We start from the raw sequence: 18775 nt of genomic DNA, 5'->3' as shown, positions 1-18775 counted from the left end.
CTGCAGCCGCTAAACCTGCACAAGCTACTGCAGCCGCTAAACCTGCACAAGCTACTGCAGCCGCTAAACCTGCACAAGCTACCGCAGGCGCTAAACCTACACAAGCTACCGCAGGCGCTAAACCTACACAAGCCACAGCAGGTACTAAGCCTACGCAAGCTCCAGCAGGTACCAAAACTACTAGCTCAACTGCTCCAAGCAACCCTAGCAAACCATCTCCTTTGGCTAACAAAAAATACCAAGTGATTGCAGGTGCTTTTAGTTCAGAGAAAAACGCACAAGCTCGTGTACAGCAACTTAGAAAAATAGGATATCCTAATGCTTTCATATTAGGAGTAAATGCTAAAGGTTTATATCAAGTGAGCTATGGAGGGTTTGACTTAATAGATGAAGCTAGACTACAACAACGAGAAGTGCAAGCCTCTAAACAAGAGAAAAAACTCGACGGCGGATGGATACTCACTCAACCATAAAAAAATGATACCAAATAAAAAAACACCTTCCGATTCACGTACTATACTCACCGACCTCGTACTACCTGGCGAAACTAATCACCTAAACGCTATGTTTGGGGGCGAACTCCTTGCTCGTATGGATAGAGCCGCAAGTATTGCTTCTCAGCGCCACTCTGGGCGCGCTACAGTTACCGTATCGGTAAACCACGTAGCCTTTACTCATAGCATACGCGTAGGAAGTATAGTAACCGTAGAAGCTGCTATTTCACGCGCTTTCTCCTCTTCTATGGAGGTGTATATAGATGTGTGGATGGAAAATACTTATGGTGAGCGTACCAAAGCTACTGAGGCTATCTACTCGTTTGTAGCGGTAGACGAGAATGGTCGCCCCGTAAAAGTACCAGAATTAGAACCTGAAACCGACCTCGAAAAAGAGCGATACAAAGGCGCTTTACAACGTCGCCAACTCAGTTTGGTGATTGCCGGTAAACTCTCTCCTCACGATGCTACCGAGCTAAAAGCCCTATTCACCGAGTTAGAAAATAGTTGATGTAATAGTAGAACCGCCATTGTAAAAGGCGGTTTTTTGTCTTAAAAACAAAGAAAAAATGACCTTATCAGAAGAAAATCACTTGAAAGCTATCTTTCATCTCTATGCCGAAACTAAAGAAGCGGTGAGTACCAATGCTATTGCCGAAGTGATGAATAACAAAGCTTCATCGGTAACCGATATGATCAAAAAATTAGCCGATAAAAAACTGATCAACTACGTAAAATACCAAGGCGTTACCCTCACTAAAAAAGGTACTCAAAAAGCCATTGCTATCATACGTAAACACCGATTATGGGAAGTATTCTTAGTAGAAAAACTTAACTTTTCTTGGGATGAAGTCCACGAAATAGCCGAAGAACTCGAACATATACAGTCCGAAAAATTGATAGAACGCCTTGATGCTTTCTTAGGATTTCCCCAAAAAGACCCTCACGGCGACCCAATCCCTAATAAAGAGGGCGTTTTCACTACCACTATCCAAACCCTTTTAAGCGAACTCAAGCAAGGCGATAAGGGAGTGTGTGCAGCAGTAAAGAACACCTCTAAGGAGTTTTTGGTATATCTCAACAAAATGAATATTGCTTTGGGCGACGAAATAGAAGTACTCAGCAAAGAACCTTTTGACGACTCTATGTTCCTACTAGTAAATGATAAACATATCAACCTCTCTGCAATGGTCTGCAGAAATATATATGTCAATGGAAATATTAAAGAAAATGAATAAGAAAAAACTAACCCTCATGATAGCCCTAATTGCTGTAATAATAGCTGGAGCTTACTGCACCTATAATTATTTCAGCAAACTCCACTTTGAAGAGAAAACAATAGAACGTAGCGAAGAAAATTGCGAAGACGATTGCTTCTCAGTGAGCTTAAACTATTTGCACTGTAAAGGGAATAGCGAATTTGCACAAAATTTTAACAAAGAAATAGAAATGCAAATTGCTAACTTCCTCCTATCTAATGAGGATACTTTGCAAGTGGAAGGCATCAGTATAGAAAAAGCTCTAGATAGCTTGAGTAACGATTACTACAAACTCCATGGTCACTTCCCCGAACTCCCCGCTTTCGAATTTATCGTTGCCGATAGCATCATGTGGCAGAATAATAAAATGCTCTCGTTAGTCTCTAACCGATACGCCTTTACAGGAGAATCTCAACCTATTCAAACTAAAGTATTTACTCACTTTTCCATCGATAATGGAGAGGTAATTACTAATGAAAACCTCTTTACCGACGAACAAAAAGTAACCCAAATTGCCGAACGCTATTTCAAAAAAGCAAAAGAAAACGCTCCTGAAAATCAATTAGCCGATAAAAAAATAGATTTTGAAGATGGAGTATTTTGCCTTCCTAACAAAATGGGAATTGCTGCCGATGCTCTCATCTTGTACTACGATCCTTTTGAAATAGCACCTTATTTAGATAAACCTTTTGAAGTGAAAGTGCCTATCAAAGAGATTATGCCTTACCTCACTTTCGCCGATCATAAATAATATAATGAAAGAACAATTAGCAACACTCCATAACGCTCTCTTACAAAAAACTGAAATAGAAGGTCTCGCTTTTTTAGCTGAACAATTTCCTAATGAAATTGTCTTCTCTACTAGCTTTGGATTGGAAGACCAAGCTGTTACACATCTCATTTTGGCAAACCAAATCCCTATCAGTATTTTTACTTTAGATACAGGGCGCTTGTTCAACGAAACTTATTCAGTTTGGGAAAGCACCGATGAACGTTACAACACACACATCTTGCCCTATTATCCCAAAACTAACGATATAGAAGAATACGTCCATAAAAATGGACCTCTCTCATTCTACCGCTCAGTCGAACTCCGCAAAGAGTGCTGCCATATCCGCAAGGTAGAACCTCTTGGTAGAGCGCTCAAAGGTAAAAAGGTATGGGTCACAGGGCTCCGTGCTGATCAAAGTACAGCCCGCAAAGATCTCCCTATACTCGAGTGGGACGATACCTTTCAGCTCTTTAAGTATAACCCTATACTCCACTGGACTTTCGAGGACACTAAAGCCTTTGTTAAAGCACACAACATTCCGTACAATGTATTGCACGACAAAGGTTTTGTGAGCATAGGTTGCGCTCCTTGTACCCGCGCTATCAAAGAAGGTGAAGATTTTCGTGCCGGACGTTGGTGGTGGGAAAGCAATAGCAAAAAGGAATGCGGTCTCCACGAACACAAATAAATTGACAAATTGATAATATGACTTTTTTCAAAACCCTCTTAGCTACAATTCTCGGATTCTTTATTTCTATGGGAATATGCCTTCTCCTTTTCCTCGTCTTCATTTCTGTGATGATAGGTTCAGTAGTAGGAAGTTCTTCAGGTGAAGAAATAACCGTGAAAGACAATTCAGTATTAGAACTCGCTTTCAACGAGCCTCTTACCGATTATGGTGAGCGTGTTAGTTTTAAGGATTTCGACTATACCTCTCAGTCTTACAACGGACTGAACACTACCCTTAAAGCTATTCAAAATGCCAAAACCGATAAACGTATCAAGGGTATTTACCTCAAAAGTACGGGTAATATTGGCGGTTTGGCGTTTGCTCAAGAACTGCGCAAAGCCTTAATAGATTTCAAAACTTCTGGAAAATTCGTCTTAGCTTATAACGATGAAATTTCTCAACTCGACTATTATCTCCAAAGTGTTGCCGATAAAATTTATATAAGTCAGTTGGGAAGTGTTGCTTTGCGGGGACTTTCTTCCGAAGTGCTTTTCTTCAAAGGTTTGCAAGAGAAAACAGGGGTGCAAATGGAAGTCATTCGCCACGGTAAATACAAAAGTGCTGTAGAACCTTTCTTAGACAATAAGATGAGCGATAACAACCGATTGCAAATCTCTCAATTGCTCAATGCAATGTGGAGTGTTATTGCTACCGATATCTCCAAAAGCCGCAACATCTCTGTCGAAAAGCTCAACGAAATTGCTACAAATGTAAATGGGCGCAATGCCCAACTTGCTAAAAACAATGGATTAGTAGACGATATCCTCTACCGCGATGAGTTTGAAAAAATCATCTGCGACAAAACCGGTAGCAAGAGTATTGATAAAGTAGATTTTATCAACATAGAAGATTACGCCGAAGCAGTGGTAGGTAAAAACTCAAATAATAAAACTAAAGATAAAATCGCGGTTATCTATGCCGATGGTGAGATTATGCAAGGCGAGGGGCGTGCCGAAGTAGTGGGTAACGAAACCATTATCCGTGCTTTGCGAAAAGCCGCCGATAAAAAAGAAGTAAAAGCAATTGTCCTCCGCATCAATTCCCCTGGGGGTGATGCCTTAGCTTCAGAGTTGATGCATCGCGAAATAGAGATGACCAAAAAGAAGAAAAAGGTATATGTGTCTATGGGTAATTACGCTGCTTCAGGAGGCTATTATATAGCTTGTAATGCCAATCGCATTTTTGCTGAAGAAGGTACCATTACAGGATCTATCGGGGTATTTGGCGTGATTCCTAACGTAAATGCTTTAGCTACCAATTGGGGCATAACTGCCGAAACGGTGAGTACTCACCCTAATGCTCAATGGTATAGCCCTTATCAAAAGCCTACTGAACAATTCAGAAAAGAAATGACCGAATCTATTGAACAAGTGTATACTGTATTTTTAGACCGTGTAGCTCAAGGGCGTGGCAAAACAGTAGCTCAAATAGACTCTATCGCACAAGGAAGAGTGTGGAGTGGTAAAGAAGCCCTTGCTAATGGTTTGGTAGATGAATTGGGGTCTCTCAACGATGCTATTGCCTACGCCGCTAAAGATAACGGACTTAAAGAGTATCGCACAATTTCTTATCCTGTATTCGAGATGGATTTCAAGGCAATGTTCCGCCGTTTTGGAGCTCAATTAAGAGGAAATAACTTGCGTGACGAAATGGGGGTAGAAGCTTATGAAGTATATCAGCAGATAAAACGCATTGCCCAACAACGCGAGGTACAAGCCCGTTTAGAATATGATGTGAAACTGAAATAGTTATAGATTTTAACACAAAATTAACATCTTAAAACTTGTTCATATCATTTTTATTAGCTACATTTGTACAATAAAACATTAAAACCTATCTATTATGAAACGTGCAATGTTTGAGTACACAAAAATGATTTTATCAAAGGTAAGTTTCGATCCAAACTTATTTTACAAAGAACTCAAAAAAGCAATAGATAGACTATTGCCCTATGAAGTAGAAGAACTAAAAGTTTGGCTCGATGCCTACACTAAAAATAAGCCCGAACTTTCACACTGCAAGGTGCTTATGGATAAATAATAATAAAGCTGCCTACGTAAGTAGGTAGCTTTTTCTTATCTCTTACCTATTATCTAAAAATGAACATCACTAGTACTCAAAATCCCCTAATTAAAAAAATAGCTCTTTTGAGTGAGAAATCACGCGAACGCAAGAAGCAAGGTTTATGCGTAGTAGAAGGCGCGCGCGAAATACGTTTGGCTTTGCAAGGAGGCTATAGTCTTGAAAATCTTCTATATCAGCCGGATATTTTTTCAGAAAAACAACTAACGGAATTGCTTGGTTATACAGACCAAAAAGTAACGCCTATAGCTATCAGCAAAGAAGTCTATGAGAAAATAAGCTACCGCAGTTCTACTGAGGGGGTGATTGCCTTAGTACAAGTGAAAAAACACGGTTTAGATACTTTGGTGTTCAAAAATAAAAAGCCCTTGCTACTGGTAGCCGAAGCTCCCGAAAAACCAGGGAATATAGGGGCACTCCTCCGCACTGCCGATGCTGCCCATATAGATGCTGTGATTATCGCCAACCCTAAAACCGATCTCTACAACCCGAATATCATCCGCTCCAGTGTGGGCTGTGTGTTTACGGTGTCTATCGCCACAGGTACTACTGCCGAGGTCATTGATTTTCTGAAAGCTAAAAACATCAGTAGTTATTGTGCGGCTCTCACGGCATCTAAGCCTTACTACGAAGTGTCGTTTAGCGAAGGCTCAGCCATAGTAGTAGGCACTGAAGACCAAGGACTCACTGATGAATGGCTCAGGCATAGTACCCAAAATATCATCATCCCAATGGAAGGTGTAATCGACTCTATGAATGTATCGGTAGCGGCTGCTGTACTCATCTTTGAGGCAAAACGCCAAAGAGTAATGACGAACAACTAATAACGAATATGAAACAGCTCACTTTTATACTGCTCCTATTGATTATTCAGTGGGCAAACGCACAAGAAGAACGAGAAATAGCCCCTGACCAAATAAAGGCTATTACGTATGCTTCAAAATCATCTCCATCTTTCTATATACAAAAAGGTAAAAATAGCTTTTTGAGGGTAGAATTTGAATTGGAAGATAATGAAGAGGCATCGTGTGATGATTTTGATATATATACATCTAAATTTGTCTGTTACAGCGATGAAAAATCTCAGACACTAAGTGAAATATTAAAAGGAGAACAAGGAATTATTTATACTAAAGAGATACGTCGCACGCACCCCTCTGATTTTATAGGTAAATCATTTGCTCTCAAACAAGGTTTCTATGACAACAAGAGAGGTGCTTTGCTAAAAATCGTGAACCCTTTCTTAGCACTTACTTACGAAATCCTCTCTAAAAAAGACTTGATAGATGATTACCCAGAAAAAGATTACTATTCTTTCATTCCTCTCAACTTAGGAAGTGATAAATACATTTATATATTATTAGATAAAAATGATGACCAGATTATTATAGTTCCTCTAAAACACAAAACTATATTACTCTGCGACACTCCTAAAGGCTATAGCAAACTTTCTTCTTTTCTAAAAAAAGAACCTGATTACAACACACTTTTTGATGATTATACCCCCGAAAACTTTATGACTCATCGGCGGACAAAAGAAGGATATGAACTGGTAGATATTTTCAATAGGAAAATATTGCCTAGCATTTATGACTCTATTTATTACACAAGGACAATGCTCATTACCCAAAAAGGGGAGGAATACAGCTTATATCAATACAATTTACAATCTAAATTACTTAAAGATGTGAAAGTAATTCATCTGTTGTCTGATAGAGATAACGAGTTTGAGGTACTTACCGATAAAGGAGCTTATTATTATTCTAATGAAGGTCAGCCTTTAAGAAAACTCTCGTCATTCTATTATGGGTTATGTGGCACCATTAGCAGAAGTTATTACACTCTTAAAAAAGATAGCCTAAACACGGCACAACCTCATTATATGCTATATCAATTAAGAGGAGCAACACGTTCCTATGCCGATAAACGCTTTTATCTAACCGATAGAAGCCCTGATGAAACTTTGACTTTTGTAGAGGGGAACATAGGTGTAGAATGGAATGTGAATAAAGTTGTAGGGGATAATTATCCTCACCCAGAAATAGTGAGAGTAGAGCGCAATGGTAAATACGGCTTGTTTGAATATGATATTGATTTTGATATGAAAAGCCCTTATAAAGAAGAGGATTCAGATGTTTCTTCTTCAAAAAAGGTTCGCAAATATGCCGACAGCTACCTTACAGGTAAAGAACTATTGCCTATTGCCTACGACCATATACAACAACAAGATAACGGACTTATCTATTTCTATCTAAATGGTAAAATAGGTATCTATCCTCAGCAGAAAACAGCTACTTATAGTGCTATAGAACCCGAAACTCGCTCTTTCTTTCGCATTATCAAGGACGGCAAAAAAGGCTATCTCGATATAAAGACATTTAAAGAATATTTTTTTTAATTGACGAAAAATGAAATACAAAAAGCTGTCTAACAAAGAAATGTTAGACAGCTTTTTTGTTATCTGTTACCTGTTACTTGTTACCTAAACAGAAACTCCATATTCTCTTAGAGCATCGTTTAGTGAAGTTTTCTTATCGGTTGAGGCTTTACGCTGCCCGATGATAAGGGCACAAGGCACTTGGTAATCGCCAGCAGGGAAATGTTTCGTATAACTACCAGGGATCACTACCGAACGCTCTGGTACATAGCCTTTCAGTTCTTTAGGTTCATTGCCCGTTACATCAATAATTTTAGTAGAGGCTGTAAGCACTACATTAGCACCAAGTACCGCTTCTTTGCCTACATGTACTCCTTCTACCAAGATACAACGCGACCCGATGAAAGCTCCGTCTTCTACTATCACGGGAGCTGCTTGCAAGGGTTCTAATACCCCTCCTACACCTACACCACCACTCAGGTGCACGTGTTTGCCTATTTGGGCGCAACTACCCACAGTAGCCCAAGTATCTACCATTGTACCTTCATCTACGTATGCCCCGATATTCACATAGCTAGGCATCAGTATAGCGCCTTTGGCGATAAAAGCACCACGACGTGCTACAGCAGGAGGTACTACGCGCACTCCTTTCTCGTCGTAGTTGTGTTTGAGCGGAATCTTATCGTGAAACTCAAAGATACCCACCTCTACGGGTTTCATATTTTGGATAGGGAAGTAAAGCACAACAGCTTTTTTCACCCATTCGTTTACTTTCCAGCCATCGGCAGTAGGCTCGGCCACTCGCAACTGACCTAAATCCAAGAGATGGATTACCTCACGGATAGTCTGTTGAACGATTTCCTCACGAAGCAGAGAGCGATTCTCCCACGCCTCATCTATCATTTGTTTTAAGTGTTCCATTTTATTATAATTGTTAACTGTTAATTGCTTTTATCGCTTTTTCAAGTGTTTCAATTTTCGCTAATGCATCAGCTTCTTTTTTGCGCTCGTTGTCTACTACTTGGGTAGGCGCTGAGTTTACAAACTTCTCATTAGAAAGTTTCTTGCGCACCGATGCCAAAAAGCCTTGTGTATAGGTGAGTTCCTCTTGTAGCTTTTTGAGTTCCTCTTCTACATTCACCGCTCCCCCCATAGGGATAAAGTACTCATTAGCTTTTACGCGGAAAGACATTGCGCCTTCTATAGCTGTGCTTACTTCGGCAATAGTCTCAAGTCCGCCCATTTTGCTAAGTACCACATCAAAGCGGTTGCTCACTTGCTCTTTGTTTAATACCGAAAGGCTAAGCGGTGTTTTGAAAGGTATATTCTTTTCTTTACGCACCGTGCGGATACCTGCTATCACTTCGGCAGCAAAATCAAATTCTGCTAACAATTTTTCGTCGTACGGCTGTACTGTTGGGTAAGTAGCCACGATAAGGGCTTGTTCAGGGGTACGAGGTGCTAAACTTTGCCATATTTCCTCAGTAAGGAATGGCATAAAGGGGTGGAGGAGTTTTAGTAAATTCTCAAAAGCGGCTACCACGCCCTCGTAAGTCGCTTTGTCCATTGGTTTGCCGTATTCGGGTTTAACCATTTCCAAAAGCCAAGCACAGAAGTCGTCCCAAGTGAGTTTATAGATTGCCATTAGAGCATCGGAGATGCGGTATTTCTCAAAATGGTCTTCTACTTCGGTGAGTACCGCGTTGAACTTCGCTTCAAACCATTGTAAAGCGAGTTGAGCAGCTGCAGGTTGTGCTACCGATCTATCCACTTGCCAGCTTTTTACTAATTGGAAAGCATTCCACAATTTGTTGCCAAATCCTTTTCCTTGCTGGCAAAGAGCCTCATCGAACAACAAGTCATTACCAGCTGCCGATGATAGCAAGAGCCCCACGCGCACACCATCAGCACCATAATCGGCGATGAGTTTGAGGGCATCGGGTGAGTTGCCTAAAGATTTAGACATCTTGCGGCGTTGCTTGTCGCGTACGAGTCCAGTGAGGTATACATTGCTAAACGGACGCTCGCCTTTGTACTCAAAACCTGCTACGATCATTCGGGTTACCCAGAAGAAAAGGATATCAGGGCCTGTTACCAAATCGTTAGTAGGGTAATAATACTCAATTTCATGATTGTTAGGCTCTAAAATACCGTTGAACACACTCATTGGCCATAACCAAGACGAGAACCAAGTATCAAGGGCATCTTCATCTTGTCGCAAATCGGCTTCAGTAAGATGAGCATTGCCACTCTTTTCTTTAGCCAAAGCGAGGGCTTCTGCCTTAGTTTCGGCTACTACAAATTGGTCTTTGCCCTCGCCGTAGTAGTAAGCAGGAATTTGTTGTCCCCACCACAATTGGCGTGAGATATTCCAATCGCGTACGTTCTCTACCCAATGGCGATAGGTATTTTCGAACTTTTTAGGGTATAGCTTGATGCTTTCGTCTTCCAATACCGCCTTGATAGCAGGCTGGATAAGGGTGTCCATTTTTAGGAACCACTGGTCGGAAAGGCGAGGCTCAATCACAGCTTTGGTACGCTCTGAGGTGCCCACTTTGTTAGTATAGGTTTCTTTCTTAGCGAGTAAGTCTTTTGCTTCTAATTCGGCTACTATCTCTTTGCGCACTACAAAGCGATCTTTGCCAGCATAGTGCAAGCCGTAGTGATTAAGGGTTGCATCATCATTAAAAATATCAATGACTTCCAACTGATGTTTGTCGCCCAACACCTTGTCGTTAGGGTCGTGAGCAGGAGTTACTTTCAGGCAACCTGTACCAAATTCCATATCTACATACTCATCTTCAATAATCGGAATCACGCGGTTACAGATAGGCACGATAGCCTTTTTGCCTTTCAGGTGTTGCCAACGCTCATCATTAGGGTTGATACAGATAGCCGTATCGCCAAAAATCGTTTCAGGGCGCGTTGTAGCAATCACAAGGTACTCATTTGTCCCTTCAATTTGATATTTTAAATGATATAAAAATCCTTGACGTTCTTCATAAATCACTTCCTCGTCAGAAAGGGTAGTTTTAGCCTCTGGATCCCAGTTCACCATACGGTGACCGCGGTATATTTGTCCTTTGTTGTACAAATCCACAAACACTTTGATAACCGAAGCCGAAAGCTCCTCGTCCATAGTGAATTTAGTGCGCTCCCAGTCGCAAGAGCAACCCAATTTTTTGAGTTGTTCGAGGATTACCCCACCGTATTGATGCGTCCATTCCCACGCGTGTACGAGGAACTCCTCGCGAGTGAGGTCGGATTTTTTAATGCCTTGTTCTTTGAGTTTTGCCACCACTTTGGCTTCTGTTGCAATAGAAGCGTGGTCGGTACCTGGCACCCAGCAAGCGTTGAATCCTTTGAGGCGAGCACGGCGGATAAGTACATCTTGAATGGTATTGTTGAGCATGTGTCCCATATGGAGCACCCCTGTAACGTTAGGGGGCGGAATCACAATAGTATAGGGGGTACGCTCATCGGGGGTTGAGTGAAAATAGTTGTGGGCAAGCCAATAGGCATACCATTTTTCTTCTAATTCTGTAGGATTGTATTTTTTAGGTTCTGTCATACTTAATGAGTCAATTTTAAGGCGCAAAGGTAGTAATTAATTGACAATTAACAATTATCAATTCTCAATTATTTCAGTTTGCCAATTTCTATAGGGATTTTTGCTGAGCATGGCATTGTAGTAACGCGCCTCATTGGTTACTTCCTCGCCTAACCACTCAGGACGCTCAAAAGGGGTGTTTTCAGAGGGTAATTCTATCTCGGCAATCACTAATCCTTCATTGTCGCCGTAGAACTCATCTACCTCAAAACACAAGTCTCCACAAGGTACAAGGTAACGTGTTTTGTCAATTACTCCTTTTTCACAAAGAGCTAATAATTGCTCAGCATCGGCTACTGCAATGGCTTTCTCCCACTCAAAACGCGTGGTGCCGCTCTCGTTGCTACTGCCCTTTATAGTGAGAAATGCTTCGTCGCCTTTTATGCGCACTCTCACTGTGCGCTCTGGCACAGAGCTCAAATAGCCTTGTGTAATGCGTATAGCCTTAGTAGAGAGTGCTTTATAAGTGTTGCTTTTTACCTTGAATTTGCGTTCTATTTCTTGTAACATTACTTTTCTTTTTTGTAGTTGTCGTAAGTGAATGGCACTTTCCACGTCATATAAAGAGCTGGGATAGTGCAAATCATTACTAACAAGAAGAAATGTTGATATCCTAAGTAGGTGCTTAAGAAACCGCTAATCATACCTGGAATCATTACCCCTAAGTTCATCAAACTATTTGCAAAAGCGTAGTGTGCCATTTGGTATTTACCAGGGGCTATTTGTTGCATCATAAAGAGGGTAAGACCTACAAAACCAAATCCGTAACCGAAGTATTCGCCTACAATTCCCATAGCGATAGTAGGTAAGTGGGTAGGTTGAAAATAAGCAAAAAGCAAATAGACTACAAACGGAATATTGAAAGCACACGCCAAAGTGAACAAAGCCTTTTTAAGCCCCACTTTCGATACAAAATATCCTGCTACAATAGAGCCTAAAATGAAGGCTACAGTACCTGCTGTACCATACACTAATCCGTATTGTTCGTTGCTGAGTCCTAAACCTCCTATTGATAGCTCATCTTTGAGGAATAATGGAGCTATTTTCATTGCCAAACCTTCGGCAAAACGATATAAGAAAATGAAGAAAAGATAGAAGAGAATATGTTTTTTTTGGAAGAAATCGGCAAAAATACGCCATAACTCCTCCGATTTTTCACTAAAACTACCTTCTTTTTGTGGTTTTATGTCTTTTGGAAGCGCGTAGAAGTGATATAAACCTACTAAACCGAGTATAGCTGCACAAATGCTCAGAATCAACTGCCAAGAGGCTACAATGCTCATTCCTTGAGAGTTTACTAACCAGCCCGCTAAGAAGATGAGTCCGCCATTAGCGAGTACTTTGGCTAAGTTGTAAAAAGCTCCTTGCCAGCCTGAATAAAAGCTTTGAGTAGCCGAATCTAATTGTTCCATATACATCCCATCGCCTGCAATATCGTGAGTAGAACCACTTAGTGCGATAAGTCCCATCAGCGCTAAACACATATTGAAAAAGTTAGGCAAAGGCAATGAGAAAACAATACAGCCAAAAACTACTGCCGATACGATTTCAGTAATTACAATATATTGTTTTTTAGTGCCGTAAAGTTCCATTATCACACTGATGATAGGCTTAAGCGACCACGGAAGAATTAATAAGGAAGTCCAAAAAGCAATGGTTTCATTGGGTACACCTAAATCTTTGAAAATGATAGGAGAAACTAAAGATAACATCACAAAGGGTAGCCCCATAGCAAAATAGGTGGTAGGCACCCAAGTAATAGGATTTTTCTTTTTCATAACAGTTGTTGTTTAATATGTTTTTATGTGTTTGTTAAAAAAATCCGACAAATGTACGACTATTTTAGAAATTAACAAACTTTTAAGTCTTTAACCTAAAATAAGTTTTGCTCATTTGCTATTTATTTATACCTTTGCAAAAGTTTTTCATATAACTCAAAAAAATCATAATTAACAAAGAATGAAAAAATCATTTATTTTAGCTACTTCAGCAGCTTTGCTATTAGCGAGTTGCGGTACTACTAAAAGTGCCTTAGATAAGGCACCAACCACTGTTTCTTCTGACAAAAAATACAGTGATGACGAGCTTAAAGGTTGGCCTCACCAAGGGTTTAAACAAAATTTCCCTGGTATCAATTTAGATGAGGCTTATGCCCTCCTAAAAAATCTTACTCCTAAAAAAATTATCGTAGGGGTGGTAGATTCTGGTGTAGATATCAATCACGAAGATCTTAAAAATGTGATCTGGACAAACACTGCCGAAATCCCTAACAATGGCAAAGACGACGATAAAAACGGCTATGTAGACGATATCCACGGATGGAACTTCCTCGGTAATATCACTCAAGAAAATACCGAAATGACCCGTATCTACAAAACTAAAGATACTAAAAATCCCGATTATGCTCGCGCTAAAGAAGAGTACGAAAAAGAAGCCTCTGAAACCAAACGCAATAAGGATTTCTATCAACAACTTACTGAAACAGCTGACTTTGCTGATAACGCTGTGCGCAAAATCGTAGGAAAAGATATCTACACCCTAGAAGATATCGAAAGTGCTACTAAAGGAAAATCTTATGACGCGATGACTACTGATATGGTAGGCTTTATGAAAGAACTTTTGGCTCGCGCTAACGACAATGAAGAAATTAAAAAAGAATTGAAAGAGGGTGTAGACTATTTCGATACCAAACTCAAATATCACTTGGGATTAGACTTTAATCCACGTAAAACTATCTTGAAAGACGACGAAAACGACTTCTCTAAAAAATATTACGGCAACAACAATGTAATAGGTCCAGATGTTAATGAAGCTCTTCACGGTACTCACGTAGCAGGTATCATCGGTGCTGAACGCAACAATGGTATCGGTATGGATGGTGTAGCTAATAGCGTGTGGATTATGGCTGTGCGCGCCGTTCCTGATGGCGATGAATACGACAAAGATATCGCTCTTGCTTTGCGCTATGCAGTAGACAACGGTGCTAAAGTAATCAACACCAGCTTTGGTAAAGGTTTTTCTCCTCACAAAGAGTGGGTGTACGACGCTATCAAATACGCAGCTTCTAAAGATGTATTGATTGTGAACGCTGCAGGTAACGATTCTCAAGATATCGATGTGAAAGATACTTATCCTAACGATGAGGTAAACAAAAAAGAAATCTCTGATAATTTCCTTACTGTAGGAGCTCTCAACTATCAGTTCAACAAGAATTTAGTAGCCGAATTTTCAAACTACGGCAAACGCAATGTGGATGTATTTGCTCCAGGGGTAAAAATCTACGCTACTGTTCCTGAAAACAAATACCAATTCTTACAAGGTACTTCAATGGCTTCACCCGAAGTAGCTGGAGTAGCAGCCTTGTTGCGTTCTTACTTCCCTAGCCTTACAGCAGCTCAAGTGAAGAAAATCATTATGGATTCAGGGGTGAAAGTGAATATGAGTGTATATGTAGGTGAAGATAAAGGCGATGGTAAAAAACGTCCAGAAAAGAACTTTAGTGAACTTTCTACAACTGGAACTATCGTAAATGCTAAAAACGCTGTAATAATGGCAGCAAAAATGGCAAACGTTAAATTGAAATAATCAGATAATAGTTCATAAAAAAAGCTGCCCTAAGGCAGCTTTTTTTATTCGTCGTCGTCATCATCATCTTCTTCTTCGTCTTCATAGCGCTCTATAAACTCATCACTTACCTCATTGAATTTATCAGTAAATTTTTGTATGAAGGCATTGTTTTTCTTCAGTTGAGCTTGCTCCTCAGGAGTACCTCTTAAACCTTTTAAACGCATTTGAATAAGGGTTTTGTAACCATCTTTCATCAAAACGTCGTAATTGTCAAAGAATTTAATAGCAGCTTCAAGTAACGAAGTGTCACCTTTGTAAGCACCAAGTTTGCGTGCTTCTTCTTTGAAAGTCACAAGGTCTTCAATCCACTGCAAACGCACTTCCTCTGCACGGTTGAAGTCATTATTATCCATAGCCTCATTCATTTCTTCCATTTCATCCAAGCAACCATTGGTAATACACACAATTTCATTGTTGTATTCTACAGCATTGTCATACTCACCCTTAGCGTAATACACACCTTCATCGGGTTGCCAACCTCTTTTTCCATTACCCCCCATAGCAGCATTCATTTGCTCTTGCATTTGTTCCATTTGTTTTTGTATATCTTCAGCTGATCCTCCCATCATATTCTGAAGATTCTTTAGAAAATCCATCATAATTAAATATTTTAAATGATTTTAATAGTCGCAAAGATAATACAAATGTTATAAACGACCACAATATCCTTTAAACATTAACAATACTTTAACATTTTAGTGTGATATACCTCAGCTGTACTTGTTTTTATTTTCTACCTCCAAAAAAACACTCTTTTTTCTTTGTCTTTATAAATCGTATTTCATTAATAAACAGTCGCTTACAAAATATAGTTAAAAATATTTTCACTTTCCTGTGTGTAAATAGAAATAAAAATATTACCTTTGTAGTTCAAAAAAAATTTTGATAAAATCCAATGACAATAGAAGTAAAAAAGGAAGGTAAATTTTCATACATAGAAAAAGGTGAAGGTACTCCTATTATTATCTTGCACGGCTTGATGGGAGGGCTTAGTAATTTTGAAGAAGTAGTTTCTTTTTTTTCCAAAAAATATAAAGTGGTAGTCCCAGAACTGCCTCTCTTCTCTATGCCGTTACTTACTACCTCAGTAAAAAATTTGGCAAAATATATCCATAAATTTATCAAACATAAAAAGTTTGAAAAAGTCTTTCTATTAGGAAATTCATTAGGAGGACACGTAGGCCTACTCTATACCAAAGTACATCCTAAAAATATCTTAGGGCTTATACTTACAGGCAGCTCTGGCTTATATGAAAACGCAATGAGCGATGGCTATCCACGCCGTGGTGATTACGATTTTATCAAAAAGAAATGCGAAGAGGTGTTCTACGACCCTGCCGTAGCTACTAAAGAAATTGTAGATGACGTATTTGCTAATATCTCCGATCGTTCTAAACTCCTCAAAACTTTGGCTCTCGCTAAAAGTGCTATCCGCAACAATATGGCAAAAGATTTGCCTAAAATGGAAACCCCTACTTGCCTTATCTGGGGTAAAAATGACAATGTAACCCCTCCTAAAGTAGCTGAAGAATTCCACGAACTGTTACCTAATTCCGAACTGCATTGGATAGACAAATGTGGGCACGCCCCAATGATGGAACACCCCCAAGAGTTTAATGAAATTTTAAACACTTGGTTAGAAAGTAGATAAAAAATAATTATGATAAAAAAAGCTGAATTTGTGATGAGTAACTCTCAGGTGAGCAAGTGCCCCAAGGAAAACTTACCCGAGTATGCTTTTATAGGGCGCTCCAATGTTGGAAAGTCATCGCTCATCAATATGCTTACCAATCACAAAAATTTAGCTAAAACTTCGGGTCGTCCAGGGAAAACCCAACTCATCAACCATTTCAAAATAGACAATAGTTGGTTTTTAGTAGACCTCCCTGGTTATGGGTATGCAAGAGTGTCCAAAGAAACTAAAAAGGTATTTCAGCAATTTATTACTAAATATTTTGAGGAGCGACAACAATTGGTATGCGCATTTGTATTAGTAGATGTGCGCCACGAACCTCAGAAGATAGATGTAGAGTTTATGCAATGGTTAGGCGAACATAACATTCCATTCGCTATAATCTTCACCAAAGCCGATAAACTCAAACCTTTGGTAATTGAACGCAATATAGCTGCTTATCAACAAGTACTCCTCGAAACTTGGGAAGAATTTCCGCCTTACTTCATCACTTCAGCCGAAAACAAAACCGGCAAAGAAGAACTAACCCATTACATCGAACAAATCAATGAAGAAATAAAAAAATAAGAGATAAAAAGTACAATTTCTTATCTCTTATCTAATTAGAATACTTCTGATATTACTTTCACTATATTATCCGATTTTCCCATAGAATAATAATGCAATACGGGTGCGCCTGCAGCTTTCAGCTCTTTGCTCTGCTGTATAGCCCACTCTATACCCACTTGTTTTACCTCATTATTGTTCTTGCAGGATTCCACTGCTTTGATGAGCTCTTCGGGGAAATCTATTTTAAAGGCTTGTGACAGTAGGTTGAGGTGCTTTTTAATAGCAATAGGTTTAATACCAGGGATAATAGGCACATTGATGCCTGCTTCTTTGGCTTTCTCTACAAACTCAAAATACTTCTGATTGTCAAAAAACATCTGTGTTACTACATAGTCGGCACCAGCATCTACCTTTTCTTTTAGGCGCGCCAAGTCCGAGGTGAGTGAGGGGGCTTCAATGTGTTTTTCAGGGTAACCTGCTACCCCTATACAGAAATTAGCCTTATGATCGGCAGCAATGCCGTTGAGGTAAATCCCCTTGTTCAAATTGCTGATTTGAGTAACAAGTTCGGTAGCGTAGGTATGTCCGCCCTCAGTAGGCTGAAAGTAGCGTTGTTCTTTCATCGCATCACCACGCAAAGCCATTACGTTGTCAATACCTAAGTAGAGGCAATCTACCAAAAGGTACTCTGTTTCTTCTTTTGAAAAACCACCACAAAGCACGTGTGGCACAGTATCTACCTTATATTTATGCTGAATAGCCGCACAAATACCCACCGTACCAGGGCGCATACGGGTTACTTTTTTTTCCAATAGTCCATTGGGGTGTTCAATGTAATAATATTCCTCGCGTGAGGTAGTTACATCTATAAACGGAGGGTTGAACTCCATTAAGGGGTCTATGTTTTGGTATAATTCTTCAATATTATTTCCCTTTTTAGGAGGTACTACTTCAAAGGAGAAGAGTGTTTTTCCTTTGGCATTCTTAATATGGTCTGTTATTTTCATATTTTCCTTTAAATTCTTCTTTTGCTATCAGTGTATATCGTTTTATAAAGTCTGTTTTGTGAGCGGTATAAGCATCTCGGTCGTGCTGGAAAGGCTTCCAAAGAGACAATTTAAGTGTTTCATAGTCTTTGGCTACTGAGGGGTGTGCTTGTAGTTCATCGCGAAAATAGAGTTCGTCATTATCGCCTTCATAACGCAAGTGCAAGTGAAATACACGTTCTGCAAACCCATTAACAGTATAGCCTTTATTAAAAGAAATCCTATCGTTTGTTTCATTCATACATAAATACCCCAATTGTAATATAGCTTCTTTTAATGTCTGAAATGAACTGTCTTTCTTCACTTCTAATAACATATCTACAATAGGTTTAGCTTGTATCCCTTCCACAGCAGTACTACCTATATGGCTTAGCCGTACCACTTCGTTAGAGGGTAATTGTTTTAAAAGAAAACTGTGTTCTTCCTCATACCATTCTTTCCACAATGGGTTGTGTTGTGTAAGATTGATAGGGAACAGTTGCCACAATTCCTGCAACGACATTTGTAACAAAGGATTTTCTTCTTGATTCATAGTC

The 18775-nt window shown here is 39.6% G+C and carries 19 protein-coding genes; 12 read left to right on the top strand and 7 right to left on the bottom strand.

Going from position 1 to position 18775, the window contains the following annotated elements:
* The 9 genes from Q0162_RS11720 to Q0162_RS11680 all read left to right on the top strand — a co-directional run.
* Positions 1-473, top strand: a 473-nt coding sequence (locus Q0162_RS11720; RefSeq protein WP_297891967.1) for an SPOR domain-containing protein, incomplete at its 5' end; no start/stop codon positions are given.
* A 4-nt stretch (positions 474-477) separates the two neighbouring features.
* The gene (locus tag Q0162_RS11715; RefSeq protein WP_297891965.1) at positions 478-1005 is read left to right on the top strand and encodes an acyl-CoA thioesterase; all 528 of its coding nucleotides are present in this window, start codon (positions 478-480) and stop codon (positions 1003-1005) included.
* 58 nt (positions 1006-1063) lie between these two features.
* Positions 1064-1732 carry a metal-dependent transcriptional regulator gene (locus Q0162_RS11710; protein ID WP_297891964.1) on the top strand — a complete coding sequence of 223 codons (669 nt, stop codon included), beginning with the start codon at positions 1064-1066 and terminating at the stop codon, positions 1730-1732.
* A complete protein-coding gene (locus Q0162_RS11705; protein WP_297891961.1) occupies positions 1725-2504 on the top strand; it encodes a DUF3298 and DUF4163 domain-containing protein in 780 nt (259 codons plus the stop codon). Before Q0162_RS11710 ends, Q0162_RS11705 begins: the two co-directional genes overlap by 8 nt.
* Positions 2505-2508: 4 nt before the next feature.
* Positions 2509-3213 (top strand): phosphoadenylyl-sulfate reductase, encoded by a 705-nt coding sequence (locus Q0162_RS11700; protein WP_297891958.1) that lies wholly within the window; start codon positions 2509-2511, stop codon positions 3211-3213.
* 17 nt (positions 3214-3230) lie between these two features.
* Positions 3231-5003: a signal peptide peptidase SppA gene (sppA, locus tag Q0162_RS11695; RefSeq protein WP_297891954.1), complete on the top strand. Its 1773-nt coding sequence runs from the start codon at positions 3231-3233 to the stop codon at positions 5001-5003.
* A gap of 94 nt (positions 5004-5097) precedes the next feature.
* Positions 5098-5295 carry a hypothetical protein gene (locus tag Q0162_RS11690; protein WP_002679358.1) on the top strand — a complete coding sequence of 66 codons (198 nt, stop codon included), beginning with the start codon at positions 5098-5100 and terminating at the stop codon, positions 5293-5295.
* A 59-nt stretch (positions 5296-5354) separates the two neighbouring features.
* On the top strand, positions 5355-6161 hold the full coding sequence (locus Q0162_RS11685) for an RNA methyltransferase (protein ID WP_297891950.1): 807 nt from the start codon (positions 5355-5357) through the stop codon (positions 6159-6161).
* Positions 6162-6169: 8 nt separating this feature from the next.
* Positions 6170-7735, top strand: coding sequence for a hypothetical protein (locus Q0162_RS11680; RefSeq protein WP_297891943.1), 1566 nt, complete (start codon positions 6170-6172; stop codon positions 7733-7735).
* Positions 7736-7819: 84 nt separating this feature from the next.
* Here Q0162_RS11680 and Q0162_RS11675 read toward each other — a convergent pair whose 3' ends face one another.
* The 4 genes from Q0162_RS11675 to Q0162_RS11660 are packed head-to-tail and all read right to left on the bottom strand — an operon-like array spanning position 7820 to position 13102.
* Entirely contained in the window at positions 7820-8635 is an 816-nt protein-coding gene (locus Q0162_RS11675) for a 2,3,4,5-tetrahydropyridine-2,6-dicarboxylate N-succinyltransferase (RefSeq protein ID WP_264855023.1), read from the bottom strand.
* A gap of 13 nt (positions 8636-8648) precedes the next feature.
* Positions 8649-11285, bottom strand: a complete 2637-nt coding sequence (locus Q0162_RS11670; protein ID WP_297891938.1) for a valine--tRNA ligase — start codon at positions 11283-11285, stop codon at positions 8649-8651.
* 57 nt (positions 11286-11342) lie between these two features.
* Entirely contained in the window at positions 11343-11834 is a 492-nt protein-coding gene (locus Q0162_RS11665; RefSeq protein WP_297891936.1) for a CYTH domain-containing protein, read from the bottom strand.
* The gene (locus Q0162_RS11660) at positions 11834-13102 is read right to left on the bottom strand and encodes an MFS transporter (RefSeq protein ID WP_297891932.1); all 1269 of its coding nucleotides are present in this window, start codon (positions 13100-13102) and stop codon (positions 11834-11836) included. The genes Q0162_RS11665 and Q0162_RS11660 overlap by 1 nt, the downstream gene beginning before the upstream one ends.
* Positions 13103-13283: 181 nt before the next feature.
* Here Q0162_RS11660 and Q0162_RS11655 point away from each other — a divergent pair, with 181 nt between their 5' ends.
* Positions 13284-14909: a S8 family peptidase gene (locus Q0162_RS11655; protein WP_297891930.1), complete on the top strand. Its 1626-nt coding sequence runs from the start codon at positions 13284-13286 to the stop codon at positions 14907-14909.
* Positions 14910-14953: 44 nt separating this feature from the next.
* Here Q0162_RS11655 and Q0162_RS11650 read toward each other — a convergent pair whose 3' ends face one another.
* A complete protein-coding gene (locus Q0162_RS11650) occupies positions 14954-15550 on the bottom strand; it encodes a hypothetical protein (protein ID WP_297891928.1) in 597 nt (198 codons plus the stop codon).
* 296 nt (positions 15551-15846) lie between these two features.
* Here Q0162_RS11650 and Q0162_RS11645 point away from each other — a divergent pair, with 296 nt between their 5' ends.
* Both Q0162_RS11645 and yihA read left to right on the top strand, forming a co-directional pair.
* Positions 15847-16602 carry an alpha/beta hydrolase gene (locus Q0162_RS11645; RefSeq protein ID WP_297891926.1) on the top strand — a complete coding sequence of 252 codons (756 nt, stop codon included), beginning with the start codon at positions 15847-15849 and terminating at the stop codon, positions 16600-16602.
* A 9-nt stretch (positions 16603-16611) separates the two neighbouring features.
* The gene (gene yihA, locus Q0162_RS11640; protein WP_297891924.1) at positions 16612-17211 is read left to right on the top strand and encodes a ribosome biogenesis GTP-binding protein YihA/YsxC; all 600 of its coding nucleotides are present in this window, start codon (positions 16612-16614) and stop codon (positions 17209-17211) included.
* 35 nt (positions 17212-17246) lie between these two features.
* On the opposite strand, the gene metF is transcribed toward yihA, so the two are convergent.
* Both metF and Q0162_RS11630 read right to left on the bottom strand, forming a co-directional pair.
* The gene (gene metF, locus Q0162_RS11635; RefSeq protein WP_297891922.1) at positions 17247-18200 is read right to left on the bottom strand and encodes a methylenetetrahydrofolate reductase [NAD(P)H]; all 954 of its coding nucleotides are present in this window, start codon (positions 18198-18200) and stop codon (positions 17247-17249) included.
* Positions 18178-18771 (bottom strand): GrpB family protein, encoded by a 594-nt coding sequence (locus Q0162_RS11630; RefSeq protein WP_297891919.1) that lies wholly within the window; start codon positions 18769-18771, stop codon positions 18178-18180. Before Q0162_RS11630 ends, metF begins: the two co-directional genes overlap by 23 nt.
* Positions 18772-18775: the final 4 nt, after the last annotated feature.

Source organism: uncultured Capnocytophaga sp. (assembly GCF_937936315.1).
GTDB lineage: Bacteria > Bacteroidota > Bacteroidia > Flavobacteriales > Flavobacteriaceae > Capnocytophaga.
The sequence above is the reverse complement of the archived record's forward strand: the minus strand, read 5'-3'. Positions and strand labels throughout refer to the sequence as shown.

Excerpts from the sequence above, each read along its gene's own strand:
- Q0162_RS11715 (WP_297891965.1), top strand. The coding sequence starts at position 478 with ATGATACCAAATAAAAAAACACCTTCCGATTCACGTACTATACTCACC.
- Q0162_RS11710 (WP_297891964.1), top strand. The coding sequence starts at position 1,064 with ATGACCTTATCAGAAGAAAATCACTTGAAAGCTATCTTTCATCTCTAT.
- Q0162_RS11705 (WP_297891961.1), top strand. The coding sequence starts at position 1,725 with ATGAATAAGAAAAAACTAACCCTCATGATAGCCCTAATTGCTGTAATA.
- Q0162_RS11700 (WP_297891958.1), top strand. The coding sequence starts at position 2,509 with ATGAAAGAACAATTAGCAACACTCCATAACGCTCTCTTACAAAAAACT.
- sppA (WP_297891954.1), top strand. The coding sequence starts at position 3,231 with ATGACTTTTTTCAAAACCCTCTTAGCTACAATTCTCGGATTCTTTATT.
- Q0162_RS11690 (WP_002679358.1), top strand. The coding sequence starts at position 5,098 with ATGAAACGTGCAATGTTTGAGTACACAAAAATGATTTTATCAAAGGTA.
- Q0162_RS11685 (WP_297891950.1), top strand. The coding sequence starts at position 5,355 with ATGAACATCACTAGTACTCAAAATCCCCTAATTAAAAAAATAGCTCTT.
- Q0162_RS11680 (WP_297891943.1), top strand. The coding sequence starts at position 6,170 with ATGAAACAGCTCACTTTTATACTGCTCCTATTGATTATTCAGTGGGCA.
- Q0162_RS11675 (WP_264855023.1), bottom strand. The coding sequence starts at position 8,635 with ATGGAACACTTAAAACAAATGATAGATGAGGCGTGGGAGAATCGCTCT.
- Q0162_RS11670 (WP_297891938.1), bottom strand. The coding sequence starts at position 11,285 with ATGACAGAACCTAAAAAATACAATCCTACAGAATTAGAAGAAAAATGG.
- Q0162_RS11665 (WP_297891936.1), bottom strand. The coding sequence starts at position 11,834 with ATGTTACAAGAAATAGAACGCAAATTCAAGGTAAAAAGCAACACTTAT.
- Q0162_RS11660 (WP_297891932.1), bottom strand. The coding sequence starts at position 13,102 with ATGAAAAAGAAAAATCCTATTACTTGGGTGCCTACCACCTATTTTGCT.
- Q0162_RS11655 (WP_297891930.1), top strand. The coding sequence starts at position 13,284 with ATGAAAAAATCATTTATTTTAGCTACTTCAGCAGCTTTGCTATTAGCG.
- Q0162_RS11650 (WP_297891928.1), bottom strand. The coding sequence starts at position 15,550 with ATGATGGATTTTCTAAAGAATCTTCAGAATATGATGGGAGGATCAGCT.
- Q0162_RS11645 (WP_297891926.1), top strand. The coding sequence starts at position 15,847 with ATGACAATAGAAGTAAAAAAGGAAGGTAAATTTTCATACATAGAAAAA.
- yihA (WP_297891924.1), top strand. The coding sequence starts at position 16,612 with ATGATAAAAAAAGCTGAATTTGTGATGAGTAACTCTCAGGTGAGCAAG.
- metF (WP_297891922.1), bottom strand. The coding sequence starts at position 18,200 with ATGAAAATAACAGACCATATTAAGAATGCCAAAGGAAAAACACTCTTC.
- Q0162_RS11630 (WP_297891919.1), bottom strand. The coding sequence starts at position 18,771 with ATGAATCAAGAAGAAAATCCTTTGTTACAAATGTCGTTGCAGGAATTG.